Source organism: Cryobacterium sp. MDB2-A-1 (assembly GCF_004402675.1).
Lineage (GTDB): Bacteria > Actinomycetota > Actinomycetes > Actinomycetales > Microbacteriaceae > Cryobacterium > Cryobacterium glucosi.
Genome location: NZ_SOFK01000012.1, coordinates 14,952 through 37,517 on the forward strand (window position 1 = coordinate 14,952; position 22,566 = coordinate 37,517).

22 protein-coding genes and 4 tRNA genes are annotated in these 22,566 nt (G+C 64.4%); 21 read left to right on the plus strand and 5 right to left on the minus strand.

From position 1 onward, the window contains the following. Positions 1–96: 96 nt before the first annotated feature. Together E3O39_RS02990 and E3O39_RS02995 are read left to right on the plus strand one after the other, a co-directional pair. Entirely contained in the window at positions 97–1,383 is a 1,287-nt protein-coding gene (locus tag E3O39_RS02990) for a hypothetical protein (RefSeq protein WP_134449430.1), read from the plus strand. 199 nt (positions 1,384–1,582) lie between these two features. Then, on the plus strand, positions 1,583–1,945 hold the full coding sequence (locus E3O39_RS02995) for a hypothetical protein (protein ID WP_134449431.1): 363 nt from the start codon (positions 1,583–1,585) through the stop codon (positions 1,943–1,945). A gap of 357 nt (positions 1,946–2,302) precedes the next feature. Here the strand turns inward: E3O39_RS02995 and E3O39_RS03000 are convergent, their stop codons facing one another. After that, positions 2,303–2,890, minus strand: a complete 588-nt coding sequence (locus E3O39_RS03000; RefSeq protein WP_134449432.1) for a hypothetical protein — start codon at positions 2,888–2,890, stop codon at positions 2,303–2,305. Between the two features lie 651 nt (positions 2,891–3,541). Beyond that, entirely contained in the window at positions 3,542–4,849 is a 1,308-nt protein-coding gene (locus E3O39_RS03005) for a hypothetical protein (protein WP_134449433.1), read from the minus strand. Between the two features lie 310 nt (positions 4,850–5,159). On the opposite strand from E3O39_RS03005, the gene E3O39_RS03010 reads away from it, so the two are divergent. Next, positions 5,160–5,720 (plus strand): hypothetical protein, encoded by a 561-nt coding sequence (locus E3O39_RS03010; RefSeq protein ID WP_134449434.1) that lies wholly within the window; start codon positions 5,160–5,162, stop codon positions 5,718–5,720. A 200-nt stretch (positions 5,721–5,920) separates the two neighbouring features. Then, a complete protein-coding gene (locus tag E3O39_RS03015) occupies positions 5,921–6,685 on the plus strand; it encodes a hypothetical protein (protein WP_134449435.1) in 765 nt (254 codons plus the stop codon). Positions 6,686–7,032: 347 nt separating this feature from the next. On the opposite strand, the gene E3O39_RS03020 is transcribed toward E3O39_RS03015, so the two are convergent. Continuing rightward, positions 7,033–7,389, minus strand: coding sequence for a hypothetical protein (locus E3O39_RS03020; protein ID WP_134449436.1), 357 nt, complete (start codon positions 7,387–7,389; stop codon positions 7,033–7,035). 853 nt (positions 7,390–8,242) lie between these two features. Next, positions 8,243–8,443, minus strand: coding sequence for an AlpA family transcriptional regulator (locus tag E3O39_RS03025; RefSeq protein ID WP_134449437.1), 201 nt, complete (start codon positions 8,441–8,443; stop codon positions 8,243–8,245). A 129-nt stretch (positions 8,444–8,572) separates the two neighbouring features. Here E3O39_RS03025 and E3O39_RS03030 point away from each other — a divergent pair, with 129 nt between their 5' ends. Then, the gene (locus tag E3O39_RS03030; RefSeq protein WP_166787381.1) at positions 8,573–9,724 is read left to right on the plus strand and encodes a site-specific integrase; all 1,152 of its coding nucleotides are present in this window, start codon (positions 8,573–8,575) and stop codon (positions 9,722–9,724) included. Between the two features lie 69 nt (positions 9,725–9,793). Here the strand turns inward: E3O39_RS03030 and E3O39_RS03035 are convergent. Then, positions 9,794–9,869: transfer RNA gene (locus E3O39_RS03035), tRNA-Val, on the minus strand. Between the two features lie 158 nt (positions 9,870–10,027). On the opposite strand from E3O39_RS03035, the gene E3O39_RS03040 reads away from it, so the two are divergent. The 16 genes from E3O39_RS03040 to secF all read left to right on the plus strand — a co-directional run bounded on the left by E3O39_RS03040 (position 10,028) and on the right by secF (position 22,458). Further along, a tRNA-Gly gene (locus E3O39_RS03040) sits at positions 10,028–10,099 on the plus strand. A 50-nt stretch (positions 10,100–10,149) separates the two neighbouring features. Further along, positions 10,150–10,223: transfer RNA gene (locus E3O39_RS03045), tRNA-Cys, on the plus strand. Between the two features lie 35 nt (positions 10,224–10,258). Further along, positions 10,259–10,330, plus strand: a tRNA-Val gene (locus tag E3O39_RS03050). Positions 10,331–10,434: 104 nt separating this feature from the next. After that, complete coding sequence (locus E3O39_RS03055; protein ID WP_134449439.1) at positions 10,435–11,106, plus strand: hypothetical protein; 672 nt, start codon at positions 10,435–10,437, stop codon at positions 11,104–11,106. A 91-nt stretch (positions 11,107–11,197) separates the two neighbouring features. Next, the gene (gene thrS / locus E3O39_RS03060) at positions 11,198–13,150 is read left to right on the plus strand and encodes a threonine--tRNA ligase (protein ID WP_134449440.1); all 1,953 of its coding nucleotides are present in this window, start codon (positions 11,198–11,200) and stop codon (positions 13,148–13,150) included. Between the two features lies 1 nt (position 13,151). Then, positions 13,152–13,706 carry an HIT domain-containing protein gene (locus E3O39_RS03065; protein WP_174774630.1) on the plus strand — a complete coding sequence of 185 codons (555 nt, stop codon included), beginning with the start codon at positions 13,152–13,154 and terminating at the stop codon, positions 13,704–13,706. Between the two features lie 81 nt (positions 13,707–13,787). Continuing rightward, on the plus strand, positions 13,788–14,690 hold the full coding sequence (pdxS, locus tag E3O39_RS03070; RefSeq protein ID WP_134449442.1) for a pyridoxal 5'-phosphate synthase lyase subunit PdxS: 903 nt from the start codon (positions 13,788–13,790) through the stop codon (positions 14,688–14,690). Positions 14,691–14,699: 9 nt separating this feature from the next. Next, complete coding sequence (pdxT, locus tag E3O39_RS03075; RefSeq protein ID WP_134449443.1) at positions 14,700–15,293, plus strand: pyridoxal 5'-phosphate synthase glutaminase subunit PdxT; 594 nt, start codon at positions 14,700–14,702, stop codon at positions 15,291–15,293. 61 nt (positions 15,294–15,354) lie between these two features. After that, entirely contained in the window at positions 15,355–15,888 is a 534-nt protein-coding gene (locus E3O39_RS03080) for a DUF1697 domain-containing protein (RefSeq protein ID WP_255454130.1), read from the plus strand. 177 nt (positions 15,889–16,065) lie between these two features. Next, a complete protein-coding gene (locus E3O39_RS03085) occupies positions 16,066–16,830 on the plus strand; it encodes a YebC/PmpR family DNA-binding transcriptional regulator (protein WP_134449445.1) in 765 nt (254 codons plus the stop codon). A gap of 12 nt (positions 16,831–16,842) precedes the next feature. Beyond that, positions 16,843–17,442, plus strand: a complete 600-nt coding sequence (gene ruvC / locus E3O39_RS03090) for a crossover junction endodeoxyribonuclease RuvC (RefSeq protein ID WP_174774634.1) — start codon at positions 16,843–16,845, stop codon at positions 17,440–17,442. Beyond that, positions 17,439–18,068, plus strand: a complete 630-nt coding sequence (gene ruvA / locus E3O39_RS03095) for a Holliday junction branch migration protein RuvA (protein WP_134449447.1) — start codon at positions 17,439–17,441, stop codon at positions 18,066–18,068. The genes ruvC and ruvA overlap by 4 nt, the downstream gene beginning before the upstream one ends. Before the next feature lie 53 nt (positions 18,069–18,121). Continuing rightward, complete coding sequence (ruvB, locus tag E3O39_RS03100) at positions 18,122–19,135, plus strand: Holliday junction branch migration DNA helicase RuvB (protein ID WP_174774635.1); 1,014 nt, start codon at positions 18,122–18,124, stop codon at positions 19,133–19,135. A gap of 78 nt (positions 19,136–19,213) precedes the next feature. Next, complete coding sequence (gene yajC, locus E3O39_RS03105; RefSeq protein WP_134449449.1) at positions 19,214–19,660, plus strand: preprotein translocase subunit YajC; 447 nt, start codon at positions 19,214–19,216, stop codon at positions 19,658–19,660. A 63-nt stretch (positions 19,661–19,723) separates the two neighbouring features. Then, complete coding sequence (secD, locus tag E3O39_RS03110) at positions 19,724–21,442, plus strand: protein translocase subunit SecD (RefSeq protein WP_134449450.1); 1,719 nt, start codon at positions 19,724–19,726, stop codon at positions 21,440–21,442. After that, entirely contained in the window at positions 21,442–22,458 is a 1,017-nt protein-coding gene (secF, locus tag E3O39_RS03115) for a protein translocase subunit SecF (protein WP_134449451.1), read from the plus strand. Before secD ends, secF begins: the two co-directional genes overlap by 1 nt. Positions 22,459–22,566 lie beyond the last annotated feature (108 nt).

The window sequence follows — 22,566 nt, forward strand, 5'->3', positions numbered from 1 at the left end:
GCCTCGGGTTTTGCTTGACGAGGGTTCCATTGGGAATTCTCTACCTCCTTTCTTGTACGGTCGTACAGTAGGCTCAGTCCCAAAAAGGGGCTTGCAATGGGGGATTCGATTTTCCGCGAGTTTGAGCGCACCGGCAGGCTCGGACTCTCTGCTCAGAGGTTACGAGATCGTTTTAGGGCTCTCCCCAAGACCGCTCGAATCGGCCTGGCCGCCGGCCTCGCCGCCCTGCTCATCACCGGTGCCACCGCCGGCGGGTTCGGCGTCGTCACCGCAGCCAACGCGGCAACGCACGCCAGCGCATTCACCGCCAACACCGAAGCAGTCACGGCCCTGACCGATGCCCGCACCCGGGACGCCGCGGCCAGCAAGACGCTGGTCGACGACCTGGTCGCCGGCACGACCCTGAGCACCAAGGTCACCGCACTGGTGGGAGCCGCAGCCGGCCTCGCCGACCCGGGCGCCCAGGCGGCGCTCGAGGCAGCGCGCAAGAGCCTGGGCGACACGGTAGCGAGCATCGCCGCCGACCGTCACCTGGACCTGGCGACCGGCCTCTCCCTCACGAACGCCATCGCGGCCACAACCGTGACTGGTATCTCAGCGAATGCAGAGACCGACGCGATCACCGCAGCCACGTCGAGCATCACCAAGCTGACCGCAGACACCACCGGTTCCGCCCGGGGCAACGCCTACCTGGCGGCAACCCTCGACAAGGTCACCAAGGCTGTCACCGCCGCGTTCACCCCCGTCGTCAACTCGGTCCCGGCATCCGGCCAGGCCCGCCTGGACGCCACCCCGTCCGCCGGCGCTCCCGAACGCGACGCCCTGACCGCAGCCATCGCCGCAGTCAAGGACGACGGCACCATCCTCGACACCCTCTGGGCCTACACGCAGGCGGCCAGCGCGGCCACCACGTCACACAACGCGGTCGAAGCCCAGAAGGCCGCCGAAGCCGCGGCAGCAGCCGCAGCTCAGGCCGCAGCCGCTCAGGCCGCAGCCGACGCTGCAGCCAAGTCCAGTTCCTCATTCGGCAGCAGCTCCACTTCGGGGAGCGGCTCCAAGTTATCCGGAGGGACTAGGCCGTCCAGTGGCAGCGTCTCCTCCTCGGTCTTGGGCGGCAGTTCGTCCGGCGGCAGTTCTTCTAGTGGGGGTAACTCAGTAGGTGGGCCCTCAGGCGCCGACAGCAGTTCATCGAATAGTGCGGCATCCCCCTGGTGGCCCCTGCAGATCCACGCGGGCAGCAGTGACTGCCAAGGGGCCGGAGGAGGCCAGCAGGTCAGCTACGGCAGTACGCTGAATCCGCCTTCAACTGCATTCAGCGTGACCACCTACGAGATTCCTGGCTACGGCTGGGGTGTCACCTGGACTTGCGACACGGGGTGGTAGCCAATCGGAGCTGCATCCTTGGAATGGCGCGTTTCTGAGGCGCGCGAGGCAGGGTAATGGGGCCCGGATGGATTCCTCGCCCGCCCAACGATGCTGGATGGGAAGATGACGGTATAGGGAATTCCGGAGGGTGAAGACTTTGAAACACGATGAGCGTCCACTGATTGGCGATGGAGCTATTGGGGCTGCTAGGGAGGCTGTGAAGACGATTGGTGCGGACATGCTTTCAAACATGAAAAGTTGGGAGGAAGTGGAGCATCACCAGGAGGTTAGTCCCGAAACGGTATTCGGTGTGCTGCATCGTGATCCTGCTCGACTGCTCGTGAGGAGTCCGCTGCCGGATCTTGCAGGGGCCCAAGTCAGTGTTGCGAAAGATACCCACGCGGCGATTGCCCACCTCGTCGAACTGACTGAAGCCAATATTGGGCTCGCGCGCCAAGCAGTCGAAGCGTCGGCGGCATCGGATAGATTTTCTCGCCGTATGGCGTGGAGCTTGGCTGGAATTGCTGTGGTCTCACTGCTGGTTGCTGGCGCATCTCTTGTCGTGGCGATCTCGAGGTAACGGCTGCTCCGTTCAGTTGTGCCAATGATGCACGCACTTTGGGGTCAGGGACTTTGCCCGCGGTTTGCCAGCGCTTTGAGCCCGAATCGCCGTTGAGACTGATGGAAATGTTTGCCATAACCCATGTATTTCGCGCCAAAAGCAACTGACTCTTAATCAGTGGGTTCCGGGTCCAAGTCCCGGGGGGTGCACCAAGAAATACAGTTTTATTAGGGGTTCTATGTCCTCGGTGCGGGATTTGACTCCACGTAGAAACCCGCCGCTCACTCGTTACTCACGAGAATTCCAGTTGTGGCGAACGGAAAAGACTCTTTCCAGTTGGCTACGTCGGTATGAAGTGCTAATGCTCGCCGCTCGTTACCTGCTGTCGCGCCGATTGAGTTCTTCCCGGAGGTGCAATCCGAGTAACTCGGCAATGTGTTTTGATCTCGGAGCCAGCCCAGAGAAGCGAGCGTTCAAAATCCTCTCGGACGCTTCCTTTGTTAGATCAGCCCAGTTCATGGGAGGCAGCGACAACGTTCCGAGATGCGATCCAAATTCGTTCAACGTCTGCCTAAGCTCGTCGTTTGTCACGCGCTCGACCAATCGAATGAAACGGATGGTGTTCTCAAACGCGCCTACGTCGATCTCAGACGGAGCAAAAGTGAAGGTTCCGGTCGCGGCCACGCTGCGTTGATCGGCAATCACGCTGAGGACTGCTGAACGGGTCACTTTTCGCAATGACTCCTGCAACTTCAAGAGGTTGGCCAGCTGGAACTCATGGCGTTCTCTCTCTAGGTCCTCCGCACGCTTCCCCTGTCTAGCGGCCTCCTCCCGAGCCATTGCGCGCTCATCGCGTTTTCGCTCATTCAGACCGCCCAAAAAGTAGGCCCCTACGCCTGCAACCGCGGTGATCAGTGTCGGGAGGCTTGCCAAGAGGGTGCTCAGCACAGTCACAATATCCATTCCTCCTTCACCATGTCGAAACTCACACTCAGGCTACCGGCGAACAGACCAACCAGTCCGACAAAGATCCAGTCCTGACTTGTCCCCTAGCCAGCGCTTTTCAGTCTCGTACGCCGAGCCCGTTCCGGTCCACGGGTGGGGAGTAGGCATTGTTGGTAGCGCTAGTCCACGGTTTTGGTAGCAGAGTTCTGCGGAGTCGGTAGCGGTTTGGGACATGGAAATTGGCCAAGTGTTGCCTTGTCACCCAAACTAAAAGATGAGAGTTTTCGGCGATCTCAACGCAGCGTCCTTGACTGGCGACTTGACTCCATGGGCAGCGCGAGCCGCTCGCGAGGTTTCCCTCCGGCGCAAGAGGTACTCGTTGCGGGCCCGCGAACCTTGAGGGCGAAGAAGTCGAGTCCACTTCCGGCCACGGAGTGTGTGGCTGTGCAGCGGCCTGCCGGTGTCTCAACTTTGTTGCATATGAGGTACCTTTCCGGGGATTTCTACCGGGCGGGGTATTCGGGAATCGCGCAGACGGAGTCTATCGGTCGAGTTGAGCGAGGACGGAAGGACCGGCTTGCGGGCGGGAGGGCCGTCTGTCAATGATGGACCGCGTGTCAAGAGCACCCGCAGATTTCAGTCAGCGATGACAGGGATCATGAATCGAGGTCAAAGCCTCGTTCCGTCGTTGCGGTTCCAATCTGGGGGCCACTCTTCGCGCGCGGCGTCGCGCCACCCACCGACGCCTTCCGAAGGCCAGGTGTCGGGCGGCTCGTCGTCCTGAAAATAGAACATGCTGCGTGGCGCTCGACCGCCGACGGCGAGGACCGCACCGCCAGGCGTACGACGCCATGACCGCCATGTCTGGCCGTCTTCAGAGGTCTCCACGATGAAGCCGTGATCGGCCGGGAGGCCGTGCTTTTCGGCATCGACGACCAAATCCGTCAGGTGATCCCAATACCGTCCGCCTTGTCGGTCGTACTGGCCGTTCTGGCATGTCCAGATCCAGTCGAGACGCTTCTTCGTCACCTCAAACTCACGTCGGTCGCGATGGAGTCCGTCGTCGTCTACGCCAGTCGCTCCAGCGCCGTCTGAGAGCTGGCGGAGTCTTTCGGCCTCTTCCGCGTCGCGGCGGTCGAGGTCAGCGCGAAACTGACCCATTTTTATGAGGCCATCCCGAAAGCCGGTTGCCTCCGCAACGGCGTTGTAGCGTCCGGTCAATCGAGTGAGCAGGCTAAGACGCAGACGACTGCCGATCATCACTGCGGTTGTGACTTCTGGCGAAAGTGGCTTCCTGAAGGCACGAAATCGGGCCAGGGTCTTCTCGGTCACGGCAAAACATCCGAACAGGTAGAAGAACGGTAGGAGGGATAGCGGCAGCCAAAATCCGAAGAACAACGACTGAAAGAACTCTGACCAGTCCGGCGCCGTCTGAATTAGCGATGCAGTGGTCCAGGTGAGCAGGAAAGCGCCTAGGAGAAAGACCAAGACATCGGACACCTTCTTCGCAGGCGCGAACTCGGGCTTGGTTGAGGCGAAGGCCTGCACGGTGATGAAGAAGATCGCCGCCAGCTGGTAAACGATCTCCCACCCCAGCGGCAGAGGAGCCGCGTCCAGGTAGACGGTGAGCAGCGCGGCGAGGGCGAGGGTGTCGCGGACGAGCTTGTGAGTGAGTTCACCCCCAGACTTGAAGGAGAGGGAACGGAACGTCATCGGGAAAACCACCGTCGCGGTGATGATCACCGCGTCCTTCAACAGACTCGCGTCCCACAGCCCGATCAGCCACGCGACGGCAGTCGACGTGACAGACATGATCACCACGACGACGTAGAGCAACACGAGGCGTGGGACAAACGCAACCGTCATGACCGCCCGAATCGACGGTGCCATGTGAGCCCGAAACTTTGGCACGGTAAACACAGCGACAACTGCGATGCCGATCAGGATCAGCGATGCGATCTCCCGCGAAGTGAGCACCCTGCCTCCAACTGGTATTCAGAACACACAGGGACAACCTTATGAGGCAACGGGCCGCCACACCGTACTCCCTTAGATGCCCCTTCATTGGGGAACGCTCCTGGGTCGGTCCTTTCGGCGCCAGCCAGATCCGCGCCCTAGCGTCCTAGAGACGAACGGCGCCGAGAACCGCGGCCACTCATGCTGCAAGTAGGATCCTGATCGCTCGGCCAGAATTGCTCAAGAACCGCGTCGATAGCCGTCCGGCTTGCGGGCGCCAGATCATGAGCTGAGCGGTAGGGGTTGAGCGTCGCCGCCGTAGTCTGATTTCGTGATTGTTGATAAGAGCATCGCCTATCTCCGTTCCCGCGGAGTTTCGCTTGGAGACGGGCTGAGCGAACGCGACATTGCGCGGGTTGAGAATCGATTCGGCTTTCGGTTCGGAGGCGATCACCGTGAGTTTCTTTCGAAAGTCCAGCCCCACGGTGAGGGATGGTTCGACTGGCGCAACGAAAACGACGACCTACTCCGGAGCGCCCTCAACTGGCTAACCGATGGCGTGCTGTTCGATGTCGTGAACGACGCGTTCTGGCCGGTGTCCTGGGGGCAGCGCCCCGCGACTACCGAGTTGCGGCGGGTGATCGCCTCGGACCAGATCGCCAAATGGCCGAAGCTTGTTCCCTTGTACGGTCACCGGTATTTGCCGGCTGATCCCATCGGGCCTTCCGCACCAGTGTTCTCGGTGTACCAAACCGACGTGATCATCTACGGCGATGATCTGCTCGACTACGTTCAGCACGAATTCGGTAGCCAGAAGATGTCACCTTCACGGCTCAATGCGCATAGCTTCGAGCCATGGACACTTTTCGCCTTCAACCTGGACATGGAATAGCCGAAGACGAGGTGCGGAAGTCGCGCCGACCGTCCCTTTTGCGGTCACCCGGCCGACCCTGACCCGGATTCGGCACCCCTCGCGTCCGGCAGCGCTCCAGGCGGTGGCGACGTGTATGCGCAGCGGTCGTAACAGAGGCGGAAATCAGCATCTGTTGCCGCATTGCAGCGTCCCTCAACTTCTGCCTTGGCATCTACCCCGTGACTCGCGTTCACGCTGATATTGAAGTCGAGGCAGCCACCTTCCTCGGTTTCAGCGTCTTCTGCGTCAGACTGTCACGCGTGGATGATGAGCAACTGTTGGGGCGAGCCGCCGAGGCGTGGTCGCACGGTCAGCAATCCGACGCGTTGCGCCTATTGAAGGACGCCATCCGTCTTGATCCGTCCCTTGGCTCTGTTCGTCGAGTCCTTGCAGACCGGTACAGAGAGATGGGCAAACCGGACCAAGCCGGCCGATGGGGCATTACTCTCGACGGCTGGACCACGGACGTCGAACGGGACCGCCTGGCACGGCTCTTAGCAGCGTCGGGGATCGACGAATCCCAAGCGGCCCGTTTCCTCGTGCTACCCGACAGCCGAGTACCCGAATCCGTGAAGGAATTATTGCAGGGACCGACGGCCGTCTACCGGAACCGGTTTCGGGCGCAGCTCAGGGAAGAGTATCCGGAAAAGGATCGTTCTCCTCTTTTCGTCTCGACGAGTATTCTCTGGGTCCTATTCGTGATCACGAGTGTCGGCGGCGCCTATGCGATTTCTGGGTTTGCCGTTTTTGGATTAGCGAGCTCCCTCCTGGCCCGGACCATCGTGCTCATCGGTGTCGGTATTCTGGCGATGGCTCTCGCCTCCAGCGCGGCGTTGACGGCGACGATGACGGCGAAGGGTTGGGCCGCCGGATGGGCGCTGGGATCTCTTATCGTCGGTGCCGTCACGGTGTGGACCTCAGCGTCAGGATGGGCGCTGAGATGAGCGCGACTCCGCTCGGGGTCTCGGAGTAAGGGTTAGTCCAGCGGTTTCCTGGGCCGGTTCAGGCAGAATGATCGCATGTCGAGAAACGAGCCTCCGTTGCGCTCGGTGAGCCAGGATTCCGAAGCGCCGGTTCTGCCTCGTACAACACTCGTCGCCTACGGCGAGATTCACTGTCCGTAGGCAGAACCGTTCAGGGTCCTCCTAACGAGCATGATCGCAGTTGCGCAGGGCGCTGTTCTGACTCGTTCGCCGGTTCTGCCACGGCGCTGCTTGGGCGGTGGCCTGCGGCGGTCCGAAGCCGGAGGATGGGGCCCAGACTGGATGAGCAGCAGCGTTCATATGTTGAGTTATGTGGCCGCTTCCCACCCGTCGTATTCTCCACCTTTCACGCGAGACGCGGCCTCCATGAAGAACTTCCGTACTTCAGGCACGGTGATCGGGTTGACCGGAAGGTCCATGCGCGTCGCGATGATGCCCTCGCCCTGACTTACTCGGCGAACCTCCCAGCCATCAACGATGGCCGCGGCTTCGAGGGTAGCGGCTCCGTCGGCGCTATCACAGTAGACGTAGTGGATCCATTCGCGGGGAGACACCAGCCCGCCGACGGTGCCCCCGATGATCCCCAGGAGCTGGTCGTCCTGGGAATGACCGGTGCTGGGGATGAGCGTGGCGCGGCTTCGCCGTATACGCCGGAAGAAGTCCATGGGCCGAAGCATAGCAACGGCCGGGAATCGGGCAGACGTCGGCACGTTCGTGGGTCTCGACCCAGCGATTCATTGGAACTTCAGGCCATCCGGGTGGTGGCCGCTCGAGGATCCCCGCGGGCAATGACGCGGCGTCCTTGGGCCCGCCCCACGATGATGTACCGGATGTCGAAATTGGCGTCATCAAAAGGAAAGCAGCCCACAGACCCAAGCGCTACCGAGTTCCCGGAATTTTGCTACCGCCTGCCCGGACTCGCGCTACCCACAAGCGCTAGTCGCCACACGGGCATTCGTGAGGAAGACGGCGTCAGATTCGAGTAGGAGGGTGCCCTGTGTGCGAAAGCAAGAAACGCACTCTCAAAGGGACTTCGGATTGCTCCACTGGCTTTGGTGCAGCACAACCTTCGGAGTTTGGAATGTCCTCCGAATCAACCGGCCTGCCGACTTGGCGGCCGACGCCGCGAGGACTGAAAGAGGGTCGTTCTCGCAATTCGCGACGTGTTCGACACCGGTGGTCTCGACCACGCAATCAAGAAACGCCTACCTCCTGTGCTTTCCGAGGCAGACGACGTGGAGGTCCCATGCTGGAGGCGGTCCCTGCTTGGGCGCTGGAGGAAGCCAAGAGGTTAGCTTTGAAAGCATATTGCAGCCGCCTGCCAACGATTTGAGCGTCACCACCTACGAGCTTCCTGGCGAGGGCTGGGGTGTCAGGTGGACGTGTGACACGGGCGGGTAAATGGTCTCATTCTTCGAATCGCCGGCGTCCTCATCGTGAGGTCCGCGGACCCACTCCCGCGTAGGACCGTCGCCCGCTCTCCGGCTCGGAGGACGGGGCCGTTCGTCGTTTCTGGGGCTACCGCGAGGTGCGCACGATGGCAGCGGTGATGAAGTCTTCAACGTCGGCTTGGCGGTACCGCACGGCGCGGCCCAGGCGGACATAAGCAGGGCCCTCGTGCCGATAGCGAAGCTGGGAGAGAGCGGCCTCGGAGGTGGCCAGCCAAGCGGCAGTTTGCTTGGCGTTGAGTAGGGGAGTGGGGGTTGGGGAAGGTGTCATACCTATTCCCCTGCGGCGGGAATTCAGCGGGGCAGTCAAAGTCGTCATGCCGCCATGTATGGAGCGCCCCCAAAAGGTGGGACATTCGTTGGTACAAGCGCCACCGGAAGCGCTCATAGGCTGAGCCGTATGGCATCCTTCGCGAAATATTCCACCCAAGCTGGCGACAGGTGGATGGTCCGGTACCGCAAGCCGACCGGGAAGAGTACGGAGAAGCGCGGCTTCAAGACGAAGCGAGACGCGACGACATGGGCTGCGGCCACCCTCATCGACAAGAACTCTGGGAACTTCATCTCGGAGTCAGCTCGGCGCAAGAAAGTGGGGGAGCTCATCACCGAACACCTTGCTCGGACCGCTGCCGTGAAGCCCAGCACGGCCGCTAACCGTGGATTCCATGCGTCGAAGTGGACTATGCCCAAATGGCAGGGCTGGGCGGTCGGGGACATTGGTAACGCTGATGTCCAGGCTTGGGTCCAGGACATGAGTGATGGCGGCGCAGGGAGCGCCACGATTGAGAAAGCCGTCGGGATACTCCGCGGTGCGTTGAGTATCGCCGTGACGGCGCGTCTCGTGCCAGCTAACGCGGCGCGTCAGCTCGCCCTTCCGCGGGCGCGGAAGCGGAAGAACATCTACCTCACACATGGCGATGTATTCGAGCTGGCGGCCGCCGTCCGTCCTGAGTCCAGGAGCCTCGTCCTTTTTTTGGCTTACACCGGGTTGCGCTTCGGCGAGGCAGCCGCCTTGACCATCGGGGATCTGGACTTGCCGCGCAGACGGGTCAACGTTCGAGCTTCGGTAACCGAGGTCCTCGGGGTAATGGAGGGCGGTCCGACCAAGAGCAATCGGGACCGTAGCGTGCCGATGCCAGGCTTCATCGCCGAGCTCGTAAGCTCGCAAGCCGCCGGCCGGCTCAAGTCAGAGCTGGTCTTTGCCGGGAGATCCGGTGGCCCCATCCGGCTGAACAATTGGCGGCCCCGCACCTTCAACGTCGCAGTGGCCACAGTGAACGCGGCACGCGTCGATGCAGCCAACGGGATGCCAGTCGAGCCCTTCCCAAAGGTCACCCCGCATGACCTTCGCCACGCAGCGGCGAGCCTCGCCATTCATGCCGGCGCAAACGTGAAATCTGTACAGCGAATGCTCGGCCATGCGAGCGCCGCCATGACCTTGGACATCTACGCCGACCTGTTTGAGGATGACCTCGACGGCGTGGCGGATGCTCTCGGGAAGGCCGCAGAGGGGTGGGTTGCGTCAGTGTCTCCCGCATCAAAACGCTTGTGAAATGTTTGTGGAAGAAGAAAAGGCCCCTTCCGATTTGATTCGGAAAGGGCTTTTGACCTGATGTTTACCTGGTGGGCGATACCGGACTCGAACCGATGACCTCTTCCGTGTGAAGGAAGCGCGCTACCAACTGCGCCAATCGCCCGCGGCGAGCGAATTTTGTTCGACCGCGACTCTCGATACTAGCCCAGACCGGGCGTCTGTCGTGCACCGACGCGCCACCGCACGCTCAAGTTCCGCTCGGTTTGTATATCCGGAAAAGTACCGGTACAGTCTTCAAAGCACGCAGAAATGCGCGCAGTTGCGGATGTGGCGCAGTGGTAGCGCATCACCTTGCCAAGGTGAGGGTCGCGAGTTCGAATCTCGTCATCCGCTCGAATTGAATCGGCCGAAAGGCCGATTCTCTTTGGTATGAACCCGAATACGGTGGATTGGCCGAGAGGCGAGGCAGCGGCCTGCAAAGCCGTATACACGGGTTCGAATCCCGTATCCACCTCCAGTCTTGGAGAACGAAGTTCTTGAAGCACTAGATTTGGGCGATTGGCGCAGCGGTAGCGCGCTTCCCTGACACGGAAGAGGTCACTGGTTCGATCCCAGTATCGCCCACAGATAAACCCCCGGTTACCCCGGGGGTTTTTTCGTTTAACGTCCACCGGAATGGGGATACCGGTCCGGAGTCTGGTGCAGCACTCTCAAGGGGGAGGTTCGCCATGAATTCGCACACGGTGCCGCACGGCATCCGGTTCGGCCGCCGGGCGACCGACTTCCCGGCCGTCGTCGGCGCTGACGTCACCGACCGCCCGGGCGCCAGCAGGGCCCCCCGTCGCGGGGTGCCGGCAAGCAGGTACCTGCCGCCGCAGGACTGGGACCGCCTGCTCATCGCCGATGCGCAAGGACTGCCCACCCTGTACCTCGCCGCCGACGCCGGTGAATTGTGGCTGACGGAGCCCAGCACCGGCCGGGTCGTCGCGCTCGGCAACAGCCACCTGCGCGGCCTCGGCATCTGGAGCTTCTGGCTGCACAATGTCGACCAGCGCACGATCGTCGCACGGGAGGGACTCCTCCAGCCCGGTTCGGTCGTCGCGCTCGTCCGCGAGCAGGCGCACGGGTCCGGCCCCCGTGGGATCGCCGTCCACGCTGCGACCGGGCGCCCGGTCGGCCACGTCAGCCCGCGGATCGCCGCCGGGCTCTCCCCGCTCCTCGACGGCGGAGCGGGGCTCCTGGCGGTCACCCTCGCATCCGATCCGACTCTCGCCCGTGACCGGCCAGGGCTCGTCAAGGTGATCGCCTGTTCACCGGACGTCATCGGGCATCTCTTCCGCCGGCTGCCGCAGGGGGCACCCGTGCCGTTGCGTGCGCACGACACCGTCCTCGTGGCCTGAGCCTGGCAGCCGCCCGAGCCGCACGGGAATCCCGGTCGCGACCGCGCCGCTAAAGTTGGAGGGGTTCGCACAATACTGAGGAGTACTACACGTGGCTGACGGCTTTGAGCTTTTCACCGACCGGTCTGTTGTCGCAATGCGCGTCAACGGTGAGCTCAAGGATCTCGCCGCAACGCTGACCCAGACGGATGTCGTGGAACCCGTGACGATTTCGTCGCCGGATGGCCTGAACATCCTCCGCCACTCGGCAGCGCACGTGCTCGCCCAGGCGGTGCAGAACGTCAACCCGGCGGCGCGCCTGGGGATCGGTCCGCCCGTGACGGACGGCTTCTACTACGACTTCGATGTCGAGGTGCCGTTCACGCCAGAAGACATCAAGGCGCTCGAGAAGGCCATGGACCGCATCATCCGCCAGGGCCAGCGTTTCGTGCGGCGCGTCGTGACCGATGACGACGCCAGGGCCGAATTCGCCGCGGAACCGTACAAGCTCGAGCTGATCGGGCTGAAGGGCGGCGCCGTCGCGGCCACCGCGGACAACGAATCGGTCGAGGTCGGCGGCGCCGAGCTCACCATCTACGACAACGTCGACCCGAAGACGGGCGAGACGGTCTGGAAAGACCTCTGCCGTGGCCCGCACCTGCCGAACACCCGCATGATCGGCAACGGATACTCGCTGACCAGACTCGCCGCCGCATACTGGCGCGGCTCGGAGAAGAACCCGCAGCTGCAGCGCATCTACGGGACCGCCTGGCCGACCAAGGACGAGCTGCGCGCCTTCCAGGCTCGCCAGGAGGAAGCCGCCAAGCGCGACCACCGCAAGCTCGGCCAGGAACTCGACCTGTTCTCCTTCCCGGAGGAAATCGGTTCCGGACTGGCGGTCTTCCACCCCAAGGGCGGGATCATCCGCGCGGAGATCGAGAACTACATGCGCGAGCAGCTGCTCGCGAACGGCTACGACCTCGTCAACACCCCGCACATCACCAAGGCGCACCTGTTCGAGACCAGCGGGCACCTGCAGTGGTACAAGGACGGCATGTTCCCGCCGATGCACCTCGATGAAGAGGTCGACGCGGAGGGGAACATCACCCGGCAGGGCCAGGACTACTACCTCAAACCGATGAACTGCCCGATGCACAACCTCATCTTCAAGGCGCGGGGCCGCAGCTACCGCGAACTTCCGCTGCGTCTGGCCGAATTCGGAACCGTCTACCGGTACGAGAAGAGCGGAACGCTGTCCGGCCTCACCCGGGTGCGCGGGCTCACCCAGGACGATGCCCACATCTACGTCACCGCGAGCCAGGTGAAGGCGGAAGTCGCCAGCCAGCTCGAGTTCGTCTTCGAGACGCTGCGGGGATACGGGCTCACCGATTTCTACCTCGAACTCTCCACCAAGGACCCGGTGAAGTTCGTCGGCACCGACGAGCAGTGGGACGAGGCAACCGAGACCCTCAGGCAGGTCGCCGTCGAGTCCGGGCTCGAACTGGTCAGCGACCCGGGCGGAGCGGCGTTCTACGGCCCGAAGATCTCCGTGCAGGCCAGAGACGCGATCGGCAGGACCTGGCAGCTCTCCACGGTCCAGCTCGACTTCAACCAGCCGGAACTCTTCGACCTGGAGTACACCGCCTCCGACGGGACCCGCCAGCAGCCGGTGATGATCCACCGTGCCCTGCTCGGCTCCATCGAGCGCTTCTTCGCTATCCTCCTCGAGCACTATGCCGGCGCCTTCCCGGTCTGGCTGTCCCCGGTCCAGGTCGTCGGCATCCCCGTCGCCGAAGCGTACGAGGACTATCTCGGTGATGTCATCCGGCAGCTGAAGGCACTCGGGGTGCGCGCCGAACTCGACACCTCGAGCGACCGGATGCCCAAGAAGATCCGCACCCACACCAAGGCGAAGGTGCCGTTCCAGCTGATCGCAGGCGAAGACGACCGGGCGGCCGGATCGGTGAGCTTCCGCTTCAGGGACGGTACCCAGGAGAACGGCATCCCCGTCGTGGATGCGATCGCCCGTATCGTCGACGCGATCGCAACGAAGGCGCAGGTCTGAGATGGACGCCGGAGACGAGACGATCGAATCGTCCAGCGACTTCGCGGCCGTACCGGATGCCTTCCAACGGTTGTGGACGCCGCACCGGATGGTCTACATCCAGGACGGCACGCAGCCGCACGCCGACGCCTGCCCGTTCTGCCTCGCCCCGGCGATGACCGACGAGAAGGCGCTCATCGTCGCCCGCGGCACGCACGCGTACGTGCTCCTCAACCTGTTCCCGTACAACAGCGGCCACCTGCTCGTCTGCCCGTACCGCCACATTGCGACCTATGACGAAGCAACGCCAGAGGAAGTCGCCGAGATCGGTAGTCTGACCCAGGTGGCGATGCGCGTGCTCGCCGTGACCTCCAACTGCGACGGCTTCAACATCGGGATGAACCAGGGCAGGGTCGCCGGAGCGGGCATCGCCGAACACCTGCACCAGCACATCGTTCCGCGCTGGGCCACAGACTCGAACTTCTTCCCGATCATCGCGAAGACCAAGGCCATTCCGCAGCTGCTCGGCGACGTCCGCCGGATGGTCGCGGACGGCTGGCCGCGCGACGAGGACTAGCTCCACCCATCCCTACCATTCCCGCTCCCGCAGCCGCTGCTCGCGGAGTTCCCACCAGACGCAAGGAATAGAATTCACGTTATGACTGAAACAACATCCATCGAGCAGTTTGGTTCGAGCCGCGTCAAGCGCGGACTCGCCGACATGATGAAGGGCGGCGTCATCATGGACGTCGTCACTGCAGCCCAGGCCCGCATTGCCGAAGATGCCGGAGCCGTCGCCGTCATGGCGCTCGAGCGCGTTCCCGCGGACATCCGCTCCCAGGGCGGCGTCGCGCGGATGAGTGACCCGGACCTGATCGACAGCATCATCGCCGAGGTCTCCATCCCCGTGATGGCGAAGGCCCGCATCGGTCACTTCGTCGAGGCGCAGGTCCTGCAGGCGCTCGGCGTCGATTACATCGACGAGTCCGAGGTCCTCAGCCCGGCCGACTATGTGAACCACATCGACAAGTGGAAGTTCGACGTGCCGTTCGTGTGCGGCGCGACCAACCTCGGTGAGGCGCTCCGCCGCATCAACGAGGGTGCCGCGATGATCCGGTCGAAGGGCGAGGCCGGCACCGGCGACGTCTCGGAGGCGACCAAGCACATCCGCACCATCAACGCCGAGATCAAGCGCCTCGCTTCGCTCAGCAAGGACGAGCTCTACGTGGCGGCCAAGGACCTGCAGGCGCCGTACGAGCTCGTCGTCGAGATCGCCGCGACCGGCAAGCTCCCCGTCGTGCTCTTCACCGCGGGCGGCGTGGCCACCCCTGCAGACGCCGCGATGATGATGCAGCTCGGCGCGGACGGCGTCTTCGTCGGCTCCGGAATCTTCAAGTCCGGCAACCCGGAGCAGCGCGCCAACGCGATCGTCAAGGCCGTCACCTTCTTCGACGACGCCAAGATCGTCGCCGAAGTTTCTCGCGGCCTCGGCGAAGCCATGGTCGGCATCAACGTGTCCGACCTCGCGGCACCGCACCGCCTCTCCGAGCGCGGCTGGTAGCTCGAACAGGTGACGGTAGGAGTACTCGCCCTCCAGGGCGACTTCCGCGAGCATGCGCAGGTGTTGCGCACCCTCGGAGCGGACGTCGTCCTGGTGCGCCGACCAGAAGAACTCGCCCGCGTCGACGGGCTCGTGATTCCGGGCGGCGAATCCAGCGTGATGGACAAGCTCGCGCGGGCCTTCGGCCTCGCCGATCCCTTGCGCGCCGCCGTCAGGGCCGGCCTCCCGGTCTACGGGACCTGCGCGGGACTGATCATGCTCGCGGACACCGTCGTCGACGGCATTCGCGGCCAGGAGAGCATCGGCGGCCTCGACATCAGCGTCCGGCGCAATGCCTTCGGCTCCCAGACGCAGTCCTTCGAGACCGATCTGGAGGTACCGGTGCTCGGCGATGCGCCGGTGCACGCGGTGTTCATCCGCGCCCCGGTCGTCGATACCGTCGGTCCGAAGGCAAGGGCCCTCGCGCGGCTCGCCGACGGCCGCTGCGTCGCGGTCGAGCAGGGGCGCCTGCTCGGCACCTCGTTCCACCCGGAGATCACGGGGGAGCACCGCTTCCACGAGTACTTCCTCGGAACGGTCGCGGCCGCCCGCTTCCTCGGCTGATCCGGCCGGGGTTTCCCGCCTGCCGGCTGCGGGACTAGGGTTCTGGCATGAGTCAACGATGATGAGATATGTAGCCCTGCTCAGGGGAATCAATGTCAACGGCATAACCGTGGCCATGAATGATCTCGTGAAGACCGTCGAGGGCCTCGGCTACTCGGACGTCAAGACGGTGGTCGCGAGCGGCAACGTCGTCTTCACAGTCGACGAGGCGGCCGAGGCTTCACCGGACGCGATCAAGAGCCGGATCGAGGCGGCGTTGTCGGAGCGCTTCGATTACGAGGCCTGGATTGTGCTGATCGACGAGGCAGAACTCGCCCGCGAGGTGCGGTCCTACCCGTTCCCGGAACGGGAGGGCTGGCACGCCTACGTCATGTTCGGTTCTGACCCCTCCCACCTCGCGGAGCTCGCCGGCCATGCCAGGGAGCTCGACCAGGCGGACGAGCGGATCGAACTCGGCCACGGCGTCCTCTACTGGGAGGTCCGGCGTGCCGTCGGAATCAAGAGCGCCTTCAGCAAGAAGAGCGCCAAGGTGAAATACCGCGCCACGACGACGACCCGCAACCTGAACACCCTGCAGAAGATCATCACGCTCTGATCCTCCCTGCTTCGTCAGGGCGTCCGCCACGCCTGCCGGACGGCTCCGGCGGGGCGGATCGGGCACCTCGGGTTAGACTGGCCAACAGCGCATTGGTGCGACGAATTCGCTTTTCTGCCACTGGCGGCAGACGGCCGGCACCACAATCAGACAGCCAAGCACGACAACGGGAGATTCATGTCCGGACATTCCAAGTGGGCGACTACCAAGCACCAGAAGGCGGTCACCGACTCACGGAGGGCCAAGGCCTTCGCCAAGCTGATCAAGAACATCGAGGTCGCCGCTCGGATGGGCGGCGCCGACCTGTCGGGTAACCCGACGCTTGTGGATGCGATCCAGAAGGCCAAGAAGACTTCGGTCCCCAACGAGAACATCGACCGTGCGGTCAAGCGCGGAGCCGGCCTCGCCGGCGTCGTCGTCGATTACACCACGATCATGTACGAGGGCTACGCCGCAAACGGCGTCGCCATCATGATCGAGTGTCTCACCGACAACAAGAACCGCGCTGCGGCTGAAGTCCGCACGACGGTCAGCCGCAACGGCGGCAACATGGCCGACCCGGGCAGTGTTGCCTACAACTTCCACCGCAAGGGAATCGTCGTCGTCTCCAAGGCGAACGGCGTGACCGAAGACGACGTTCTCGGCGCGGTCCTCGACGCGGGTGCCGAAGAAGTCGTCGACGAGGGGGAGACCTTCGAGGTCTTCAGCGAGGTCCAGGACCTCGTGGCGACCCGTACGGCACTGCAGGCCGCCGGAATCGACTACAACTCGGCCGATATCGCCTTCGTCCCGCAGCTCACGATCGACGTCGACGCGGAGACCGCTCGCAAGGTGTTCAAGCTCATCGACGCACTCGAGGAACTCGACGACGTGCAGAACATCTACAGCAACTACGCCGTGTCTGCCGCAGTCTCCGCTGAGCTCGAAGCCGAGAACGAGTAGTCAACGGTGGCCGTGCGGGTGCTCGGAATCGACCCCGGGCTCACCCGTTGCGGCGTCGGTGTCGTCGACGTCGCGCCGAACCGCACGGCTACCCTCGTCGACGTCACCGTGTTGCGCAGTTCGCCCGACCTGCCACTCGAGCAGCGCCTGCTGCTGCTGAGCCGAGGACTCGAGGAGATGATGGACCGGCATAAGCCGGCCTTCGTCGCGATCGAGCGCGTCTTCGCCCAGCACAACGTGCGCACGGTGATGGGCACCGCCCAGATCAGCGGGGTCGCCCTCCTGCTCGCCGCCCAGCGCGGCCTCACGGTCACCCTGCATACCCCGAGCGAGGTCAAGGCGGCGATCACCGGCTACGGCTCGGCCGACAAGGCCCAGGTCGGCGCCATGGTCGCCCGCGTGCTCGGCCTCAGCGAGGTCCCGAAACCGGCGGATGCCGCGGACGCACTCGCACTGGCCATCTGCCACGCCTGGCGAACCGGGGCATCAGGAGGCACCCTTCCGACGACGGACGGACTCGCGGGCGGCGCACTCACGCCGGCACAGGCTGCGTGGCGCGCCGCGGAGCGCGGAGCGGCAGCGTCGGCGGTGCCCCGTAGGCTTAAGCGATGATCTCTTCCGTACGTGGACTCGTCCTCACCGCCGTTGGCTCGACGGCGGTGCTCGAGGTCGGGGGAGTCGGGCTCGCCGTGCAGGTGACGCCGACGACCGCCCTCGGCCTCCGGCACGGCAGCGAGGCGCGCCTGCTGACAACCCTGCTGGTCAGGGAGGACTCGCTCACCCTCTACGGTTTCGCGACCGCCGACGAGCTGTCCGTCTTCGAACTTCTCATCGGCGTCACAGGGGTCGGCCCGAAGTCCGCGCTCGGCGTACTCGCCGTGCTCACCCCGAACCAGGTGGCCCAGGCCGTCGCAGGTGAAGACGACGCCGTCTTCCGCAAGGTCAGCGGCATCGGGCCGAAGACCGCGAAGCTCATCATCCTGTCCCTGGCCGGCAAGGTCGTGGTTTCGGCCGTCGACGGCGCACCCCGCACCAGGCGTCCTGCCGTGGCAAGCCCCGCAGCGAGCGTCCAGGCCGCCCTGATCGGCCTCGGCTGGTCCGAGCGCGTCGCGGAGGAAGCCGTCAGGGAGACCCTCGCCGAGGCCGCCGAACCCGACCTGATCGGTGTCGCCGCCCTGCTGAGGCTCGTCCTCGCCCGGCTCGGACCGGCGCACCAGGCTTCGGAGGACCGGCAGTGACATCGGACCAGTTCGCGGCGACGCCGGACCCCGGGGTCGAGCTCACGAGCCCACTGCTCGAGGGTGAGGCCGAGCTGGCATTCGAGGGCGCGCTCCGCCCGCGGAGCCTCGCGGAATTCGTCGGCCAGCAGAAGGTGCGCGGCCAGTTGCAGCTCATGCTCACCGCCGCAACGATGCAGAATCGCACACCAGACCACATCCTGCTCGCCGGCCCTCCCGGCCTCGGCAAGACAACGCTCGCCATGATCATCGCCTACGAGGGCAACCGCCCGCTGCGCATGTCGAGCGGTCCGGCCATCCAGCACGCCGGCGACCTGGCAGCGGTGCTGTCCTCCCTCGTGCCAGGGGAAGTGCTCTTCATCGACGAGATCCACCGGATGGCGAGGTCCGCAGAGGAGATGCTCTACCTCGCAATGGAGGACTTCCGCATCGACATCATGGTGGGCAAGGGCGCAGGCGCCACGTCCGTGCCGCTCGACCTCGCCCCGTTCACCCTCGTCGGCGCGACGACACGGTCCGGGATGCTCCCGAACCCGCTTCGCGACCGGTTCGGGTTCACGGCGCACCTCGAGTTCTATGCCAGCCAGGAGCTGGAACAGGTCCTCGCCCGCGCGGCGACCATGCTCGACCTCGACATCGACAGGGAGGCCATCGCGGAGATCGCCGGTCGCTGCAGGGGAACGCCGCGTATCGCGAACCGGCTCTTGCGCAGGGTGCGCGACTACGCCCTCGTCCATGGCGGTGCCGCCGACCTGGCGGCCGTCCACGCGGCCCTCGAGCTCTACGACGTCGACCCGATCGGCCTCGACAGGCTCGACCGCGAGGTCATGAACATCATCCTTACCCGTTTTGGGGGTGGGCCGGTCGGACTGAACACCCTCGCCGTCTCGGTGGGGGAAGAAGCCGAGACCGTCGAGTCGGTCGTTGAGCCGTTCCTGGTACGGATAGGCTTCCTCACGCGCACCCCGCGTGGCCGCGTGGCCACGGCAGCCGCCTGGCGGCACTTCGGGCTCGCCGATCCGAACGACGTCGGCCGCCAACCCGCCCTTCCGCTTGATGACCTATAATTCGATGTGGTTCGCTCCGAGCCGCATGTACGCACACGCTTCGGCCACCGCGCCGCAACTGAAAGGCTTTGCTGCACTATGGATCCGTTGACTCTCGTCATGCTCGCCGTACTGGCGCTGCTGGTGTTCTTTATGTTCCGCAACGGCCGCAAGCGCCAGAAGGAACAGGCGTCGCTGCAGTCGCAGATGGTCGCGGGCGCGAACGTCATGACCAACTTCGGTATGTACGGAACCATTCTGTCGATCGACGAGGAAGCAAACAAGGTCGAGCTCGAGATTGCTCCCGGAACCGTCGTCCAGATGCACCGCCAGGCGATCTCCCGCGTCGTCGAGCCCGCCGTCACCGACGAGTCCGCCGACGAAGCCGATGCCGAACTCGAGTCGTCGACCGACGACGCCCGCGCGGCCCGGCTCAATGAAGACGACGCGATCCTCCTGGGCGAACCAGAGTTCGGTGAGCGCATCGCCGACGAGGCCCCCTCAACCGATTCGACCAAGAGCGACCCCACCAAGGGCGACGCGTAACCAACCCTCGCCCGGCTCGCGTCCTTGTGGCGCCCGCACGCGTATAGAAAGCTGAGTTCCAAGGTGGCAAAGTCGACTCCGGCCAAGAAGGCCTGGCGTTCCCTGACGTGGCTGGGGGTGATCGTCATCGGCCTGGTCGCAGTCAACCTCTTCGGTGTCCTCACCGCCGGAGGGTCCTGGGCGCCCAAGCTGGCCCTGGACCTCGAGGGTGGCACGCAGATCATCCTCGCGCCGAAGCTCGAGTCCGGTCAGTCCGTCTCCCAGGAGCAGCTGAACCAGGCGGTGTCGATCATCCGGCAGCGCATCGACTCCTCCGGTGTCTCCGAGGCGGAGATCAACACGAGCGGCCAGAACATCGTCGTGTCGATCCCGGGAATCCCGGACGACGCAACCATCAACCGGATCGAATCGTCCGCGAAGCTCGAGTTCCGCCCGGTCCTGGTCGCCGCCGCCCCGTCGACGGCAGCTGTCGGCGCCGACGGCACCGCAACGCCGACTCCGGTAGCCACGGTCGACCCGAGCCTGTCGAGCACGCCGACGGCCGTACCGACGAACGGCAGCGATCTCAGCTGGGTGACCCCGGCGCTCCAGGCGCAGTACGACGCCTTCGACTGCTCGACCATCGACACCTCCAACGTCGCACCGGCCGACCAGCCGCTCGTGACCTGTGAGACAGACGGTTCGGTCAAGTACATCCTCGGGCCGGTGGAGGTCAGCGGCGAGAACGTCTCCGACGCCACCAACGGCCAGAAGACGACCCAGTCCGGTGCCACCACCGGCGAGTGGGTCGTCAACATCAAGTTCGACGATCAGGGCACCAAGGACTTCGCGACGGTCAGCACCCGGCTGAGCGGCCTCACCGGCGTGCAGAACCAGTTCGCGATCGTGCTCGACGGCAAGGTCATCTCCGCGCCACGCACCCTCGCCGTGATCACGGACGGCAACGCCCAGATCAGCGGCAGTTTCGATCAGGCATCGTCGAAGGTTCTCGCGGACCAGCTGAAGTTCGGAGCCCTGCCGCTGAGCTTCACCGTGCAGAGCCAGGACACGATCTCGGCGACCCTCGGTTCGACCCAGCTCGTGAGCGGCCTCATCGCCGGCCTGATCGGACTCATCCTGGTCGTCCTGTACTCGCTCCTGCAGTACCGACTGCTCGGTTTCGTCACGGTTGCGTCGCTCGTCGTCGCCGCCGTCATCACCTACCTGCTGATCACGATCCTGTCCTGGCGTGAGGGCTACCGGCTCTCCCTCGCCGGTGTCGCGGGGTTGATCGTCGCCATCGGAATCACGGCGGACTCGTTCATCGTGTACTTCGAACGAGTGCGCGACGAGTTGCGCGACGGCCGCGGGCTGGAATCGGCCGTGGAAGCGGGCTGGAAGCGCGCCATCCGCACGGTCCTCGCCTCCGACGCGGTCAACTTCCTCGCCGCGGGCGTGCTCTTCATCGTCGCCGTCGGAAACGTGAAGGGCTTCGCCCTGACGCTCGGGCTCACGACGATCGTCGACGTCGTCGTCGTTGCGCTCTTCACCCACCCGGTCCTGCAGCTGCTCGCCCAGACCCGCTTCTTCAACGAGGGCCACCGGTTCAGCGGCCTGGACCCGAGGGCTCTCGGAGCCACCTACCGGGGGAGGGCGAAGTTCCGGCCCTCAGACGAGGTCGCCTCCGCCAAGTTGTCGTCCGCGAGCCGTGAGGCCGCGAAGCGCCAGACCATCGCCGAGCGGAAAGCATCAGAACTCGTCGGATCCTCCTCGGATCGGTCGACCGACGGGAAGGATTCCTAATGGCGAGCTTTTCCCAGTTCGGCAACGACCTGCACACCGGCAAGCGCTCCTTCAACATCATCGGGCGTCGCAAGGTCTGGTATTCCCTGGCCGGTATCGCCATCCTGATCGCGCTCGTGGTGCCCCAGCTTCGCGGCGGCTTCGTCTTCGGTATCGAATTCACCGGCGGCTCCGAATTCGTCGTGAGCGACGTCGCGACCCAGGACCAGTCGCTCGCGGTCAAGGCCGTGACGAGCATCGAGCCCTCCGCGGTCCCGAAGGTGTCGAACGTCAGCACCACCGGCATCCGCATTCAGACGGACCAGCTGTCGAGCGACGCGACCCGGCAGATGCGCACAGCACTCGCCGACGCGTACGGCGTGCCCGCCGAGCAGGTCACGGCATCGTTCATCGGCCCGTCGTGGGGTGCTGACATCACCGGTCAGGCACTCAGGGGCCTCGGGATCTTCCTCGTCCTCGCCGCGATCGGCATGGCCCTGTACTTCAGGACCTGGAAGATGTCCCTCGCCGCGATGGTCGCGCTGCTGCACGACCTCATCATCACGGCCGGGTTCTACGGGATCACCGGGTTCGAGATCACCCCGGCCGCGGTGATCGGGTTCCTGACGATTCTCGGTTACTCGCTCTACGACACCGTCGTGGTGTTCGACAAGATCCGAGAGAACACCCGCGAAGACGGACCGGAATCGCGCAGGACCTTCGCAGACTCTGTCAACCTCGCGGTGAACCAGACGCTCGTGCGTTCCATCAACACCTCCGTCGTCGCGATCCTCCCGGTCGGCTCGATCCTCTTCATCGGCGCGTTCGTGCTCGGGGCGGGAACGCTGCGCGACATCTCGCTCGCGCTCCTGATCGGTATCATCGCCGGCGCGTACTCGACCATCTTCATCGCATCTCCGCTGTACGCCCAGCTCCGCACGATGGAACCCGGAGTGCGCAAGCGTGACAAGAAGGCGCTCGCCCTGCGCGCCAAGGCGTCCTCCGCGCCGAAGACGGACGTGCGCGTCACCGTCTAGCCGCACCGGATCACCGCCAATAGCGCCGCTCCCCGGCGAATTCGAGGGGAGCGGCACGGAGCGGTCGAAAAAGGCGCGATAATTGCTGGATGCCCGGGAATGGCCGGG

Excerpts from the sequence above, each read along its gene's own strand:
- E3O39_RS02990 (WP_134449430.1), top strand. The coding sequence starts at position 97 with ATGGGGGATTCGATTTTCCGCGAGTTTGAGCGCACCGGCAGGCTCGGA.
- E3O39_RS03000 (WP_134449432.1), bottom strand. The coding sequence starts at position 2,890 with ATGGATATTGTGACTGTGCTGAGCACCCTCTTGGCAAGCCTCCCGACA.
- E3O39_RS03020 (WP_134449436.1), bottom strand. The coding sequence starts at position 7,389 with ATGGACTTCTTCCGGCGTATACGGCGAAGCCGCGCCACGCTCATCCCC.
- E3O39_RS03025 (WP_134449437.1), bottom strand. The coding sequence starts at position 8,443 with ATGACACCTTCCCCAACCCCCACTCCCCTACTCAACGCCAAGCAAACT.
- E3O39_RS03030 (WP_166787381.1), top strand. The coding sequence starts at position 8,573 with ATGGCATCCTTCGCGAAATATTCCACCCAAGCTGGCGACAGGTGGATG.
- E3O39_RS03055 (WP_134449439.1), top strand. The coding sequence starts at position 10,435 with ATGAATTCGCACACGGTGCCGCACGGCATCCGGTTCGGCCGCCGGGCG.
- E3O39_RS03065 (WP_174774630.1), top strand. The coding sequence starts at position 13,152 with ATGGACGCCGGAGACGAGACGATCGAATCGTCCAGCGACTTCGCGGCC.
- pdxS (WP_134449442.1), top strand. The coding sequence starts at position 13,788 with ATGACTGAAACAACATCCATCGAGCAGTTTGGTTCGAGCCGCGTCAAG.
- E3O39_RS03080 (WP_255454130.1), top strand. The coding sequence starts at position 15,355 with ATGAGATATGTAGCCCTGCTCAGGGGAATCAATGTCAACGGCATAACC.
- E3O39_RS03085 (WP_134449445.1), top strand. The coding sequence starts at position 16,066 with ATGTCCGGACATTCCAAGTGGGCGACTACCAAGCACCAGAAGGCGGTC.
- ruvA (WP_134449447.1), top strand. The coding sequence starts at position 17,439 with ATGATCTCTTCCGTACGTGGACTCGTCCTCACCGCCGTTGGCTCGACG.
- yajC (WP_134449449.1), top strand. The coding sequence starts at position 19,214 with ATGGATCCGTTGACTCTCGTCATGCTCGCCGTACTGGCGCTGCTGGTG.
- secF (WP_134449451.1), top strand. The coding sequence starts at position 21,442 with ATGGCGAGCTTTTCCCAGTTCGGCAACGACCTGCACACCGGCAAGCGC.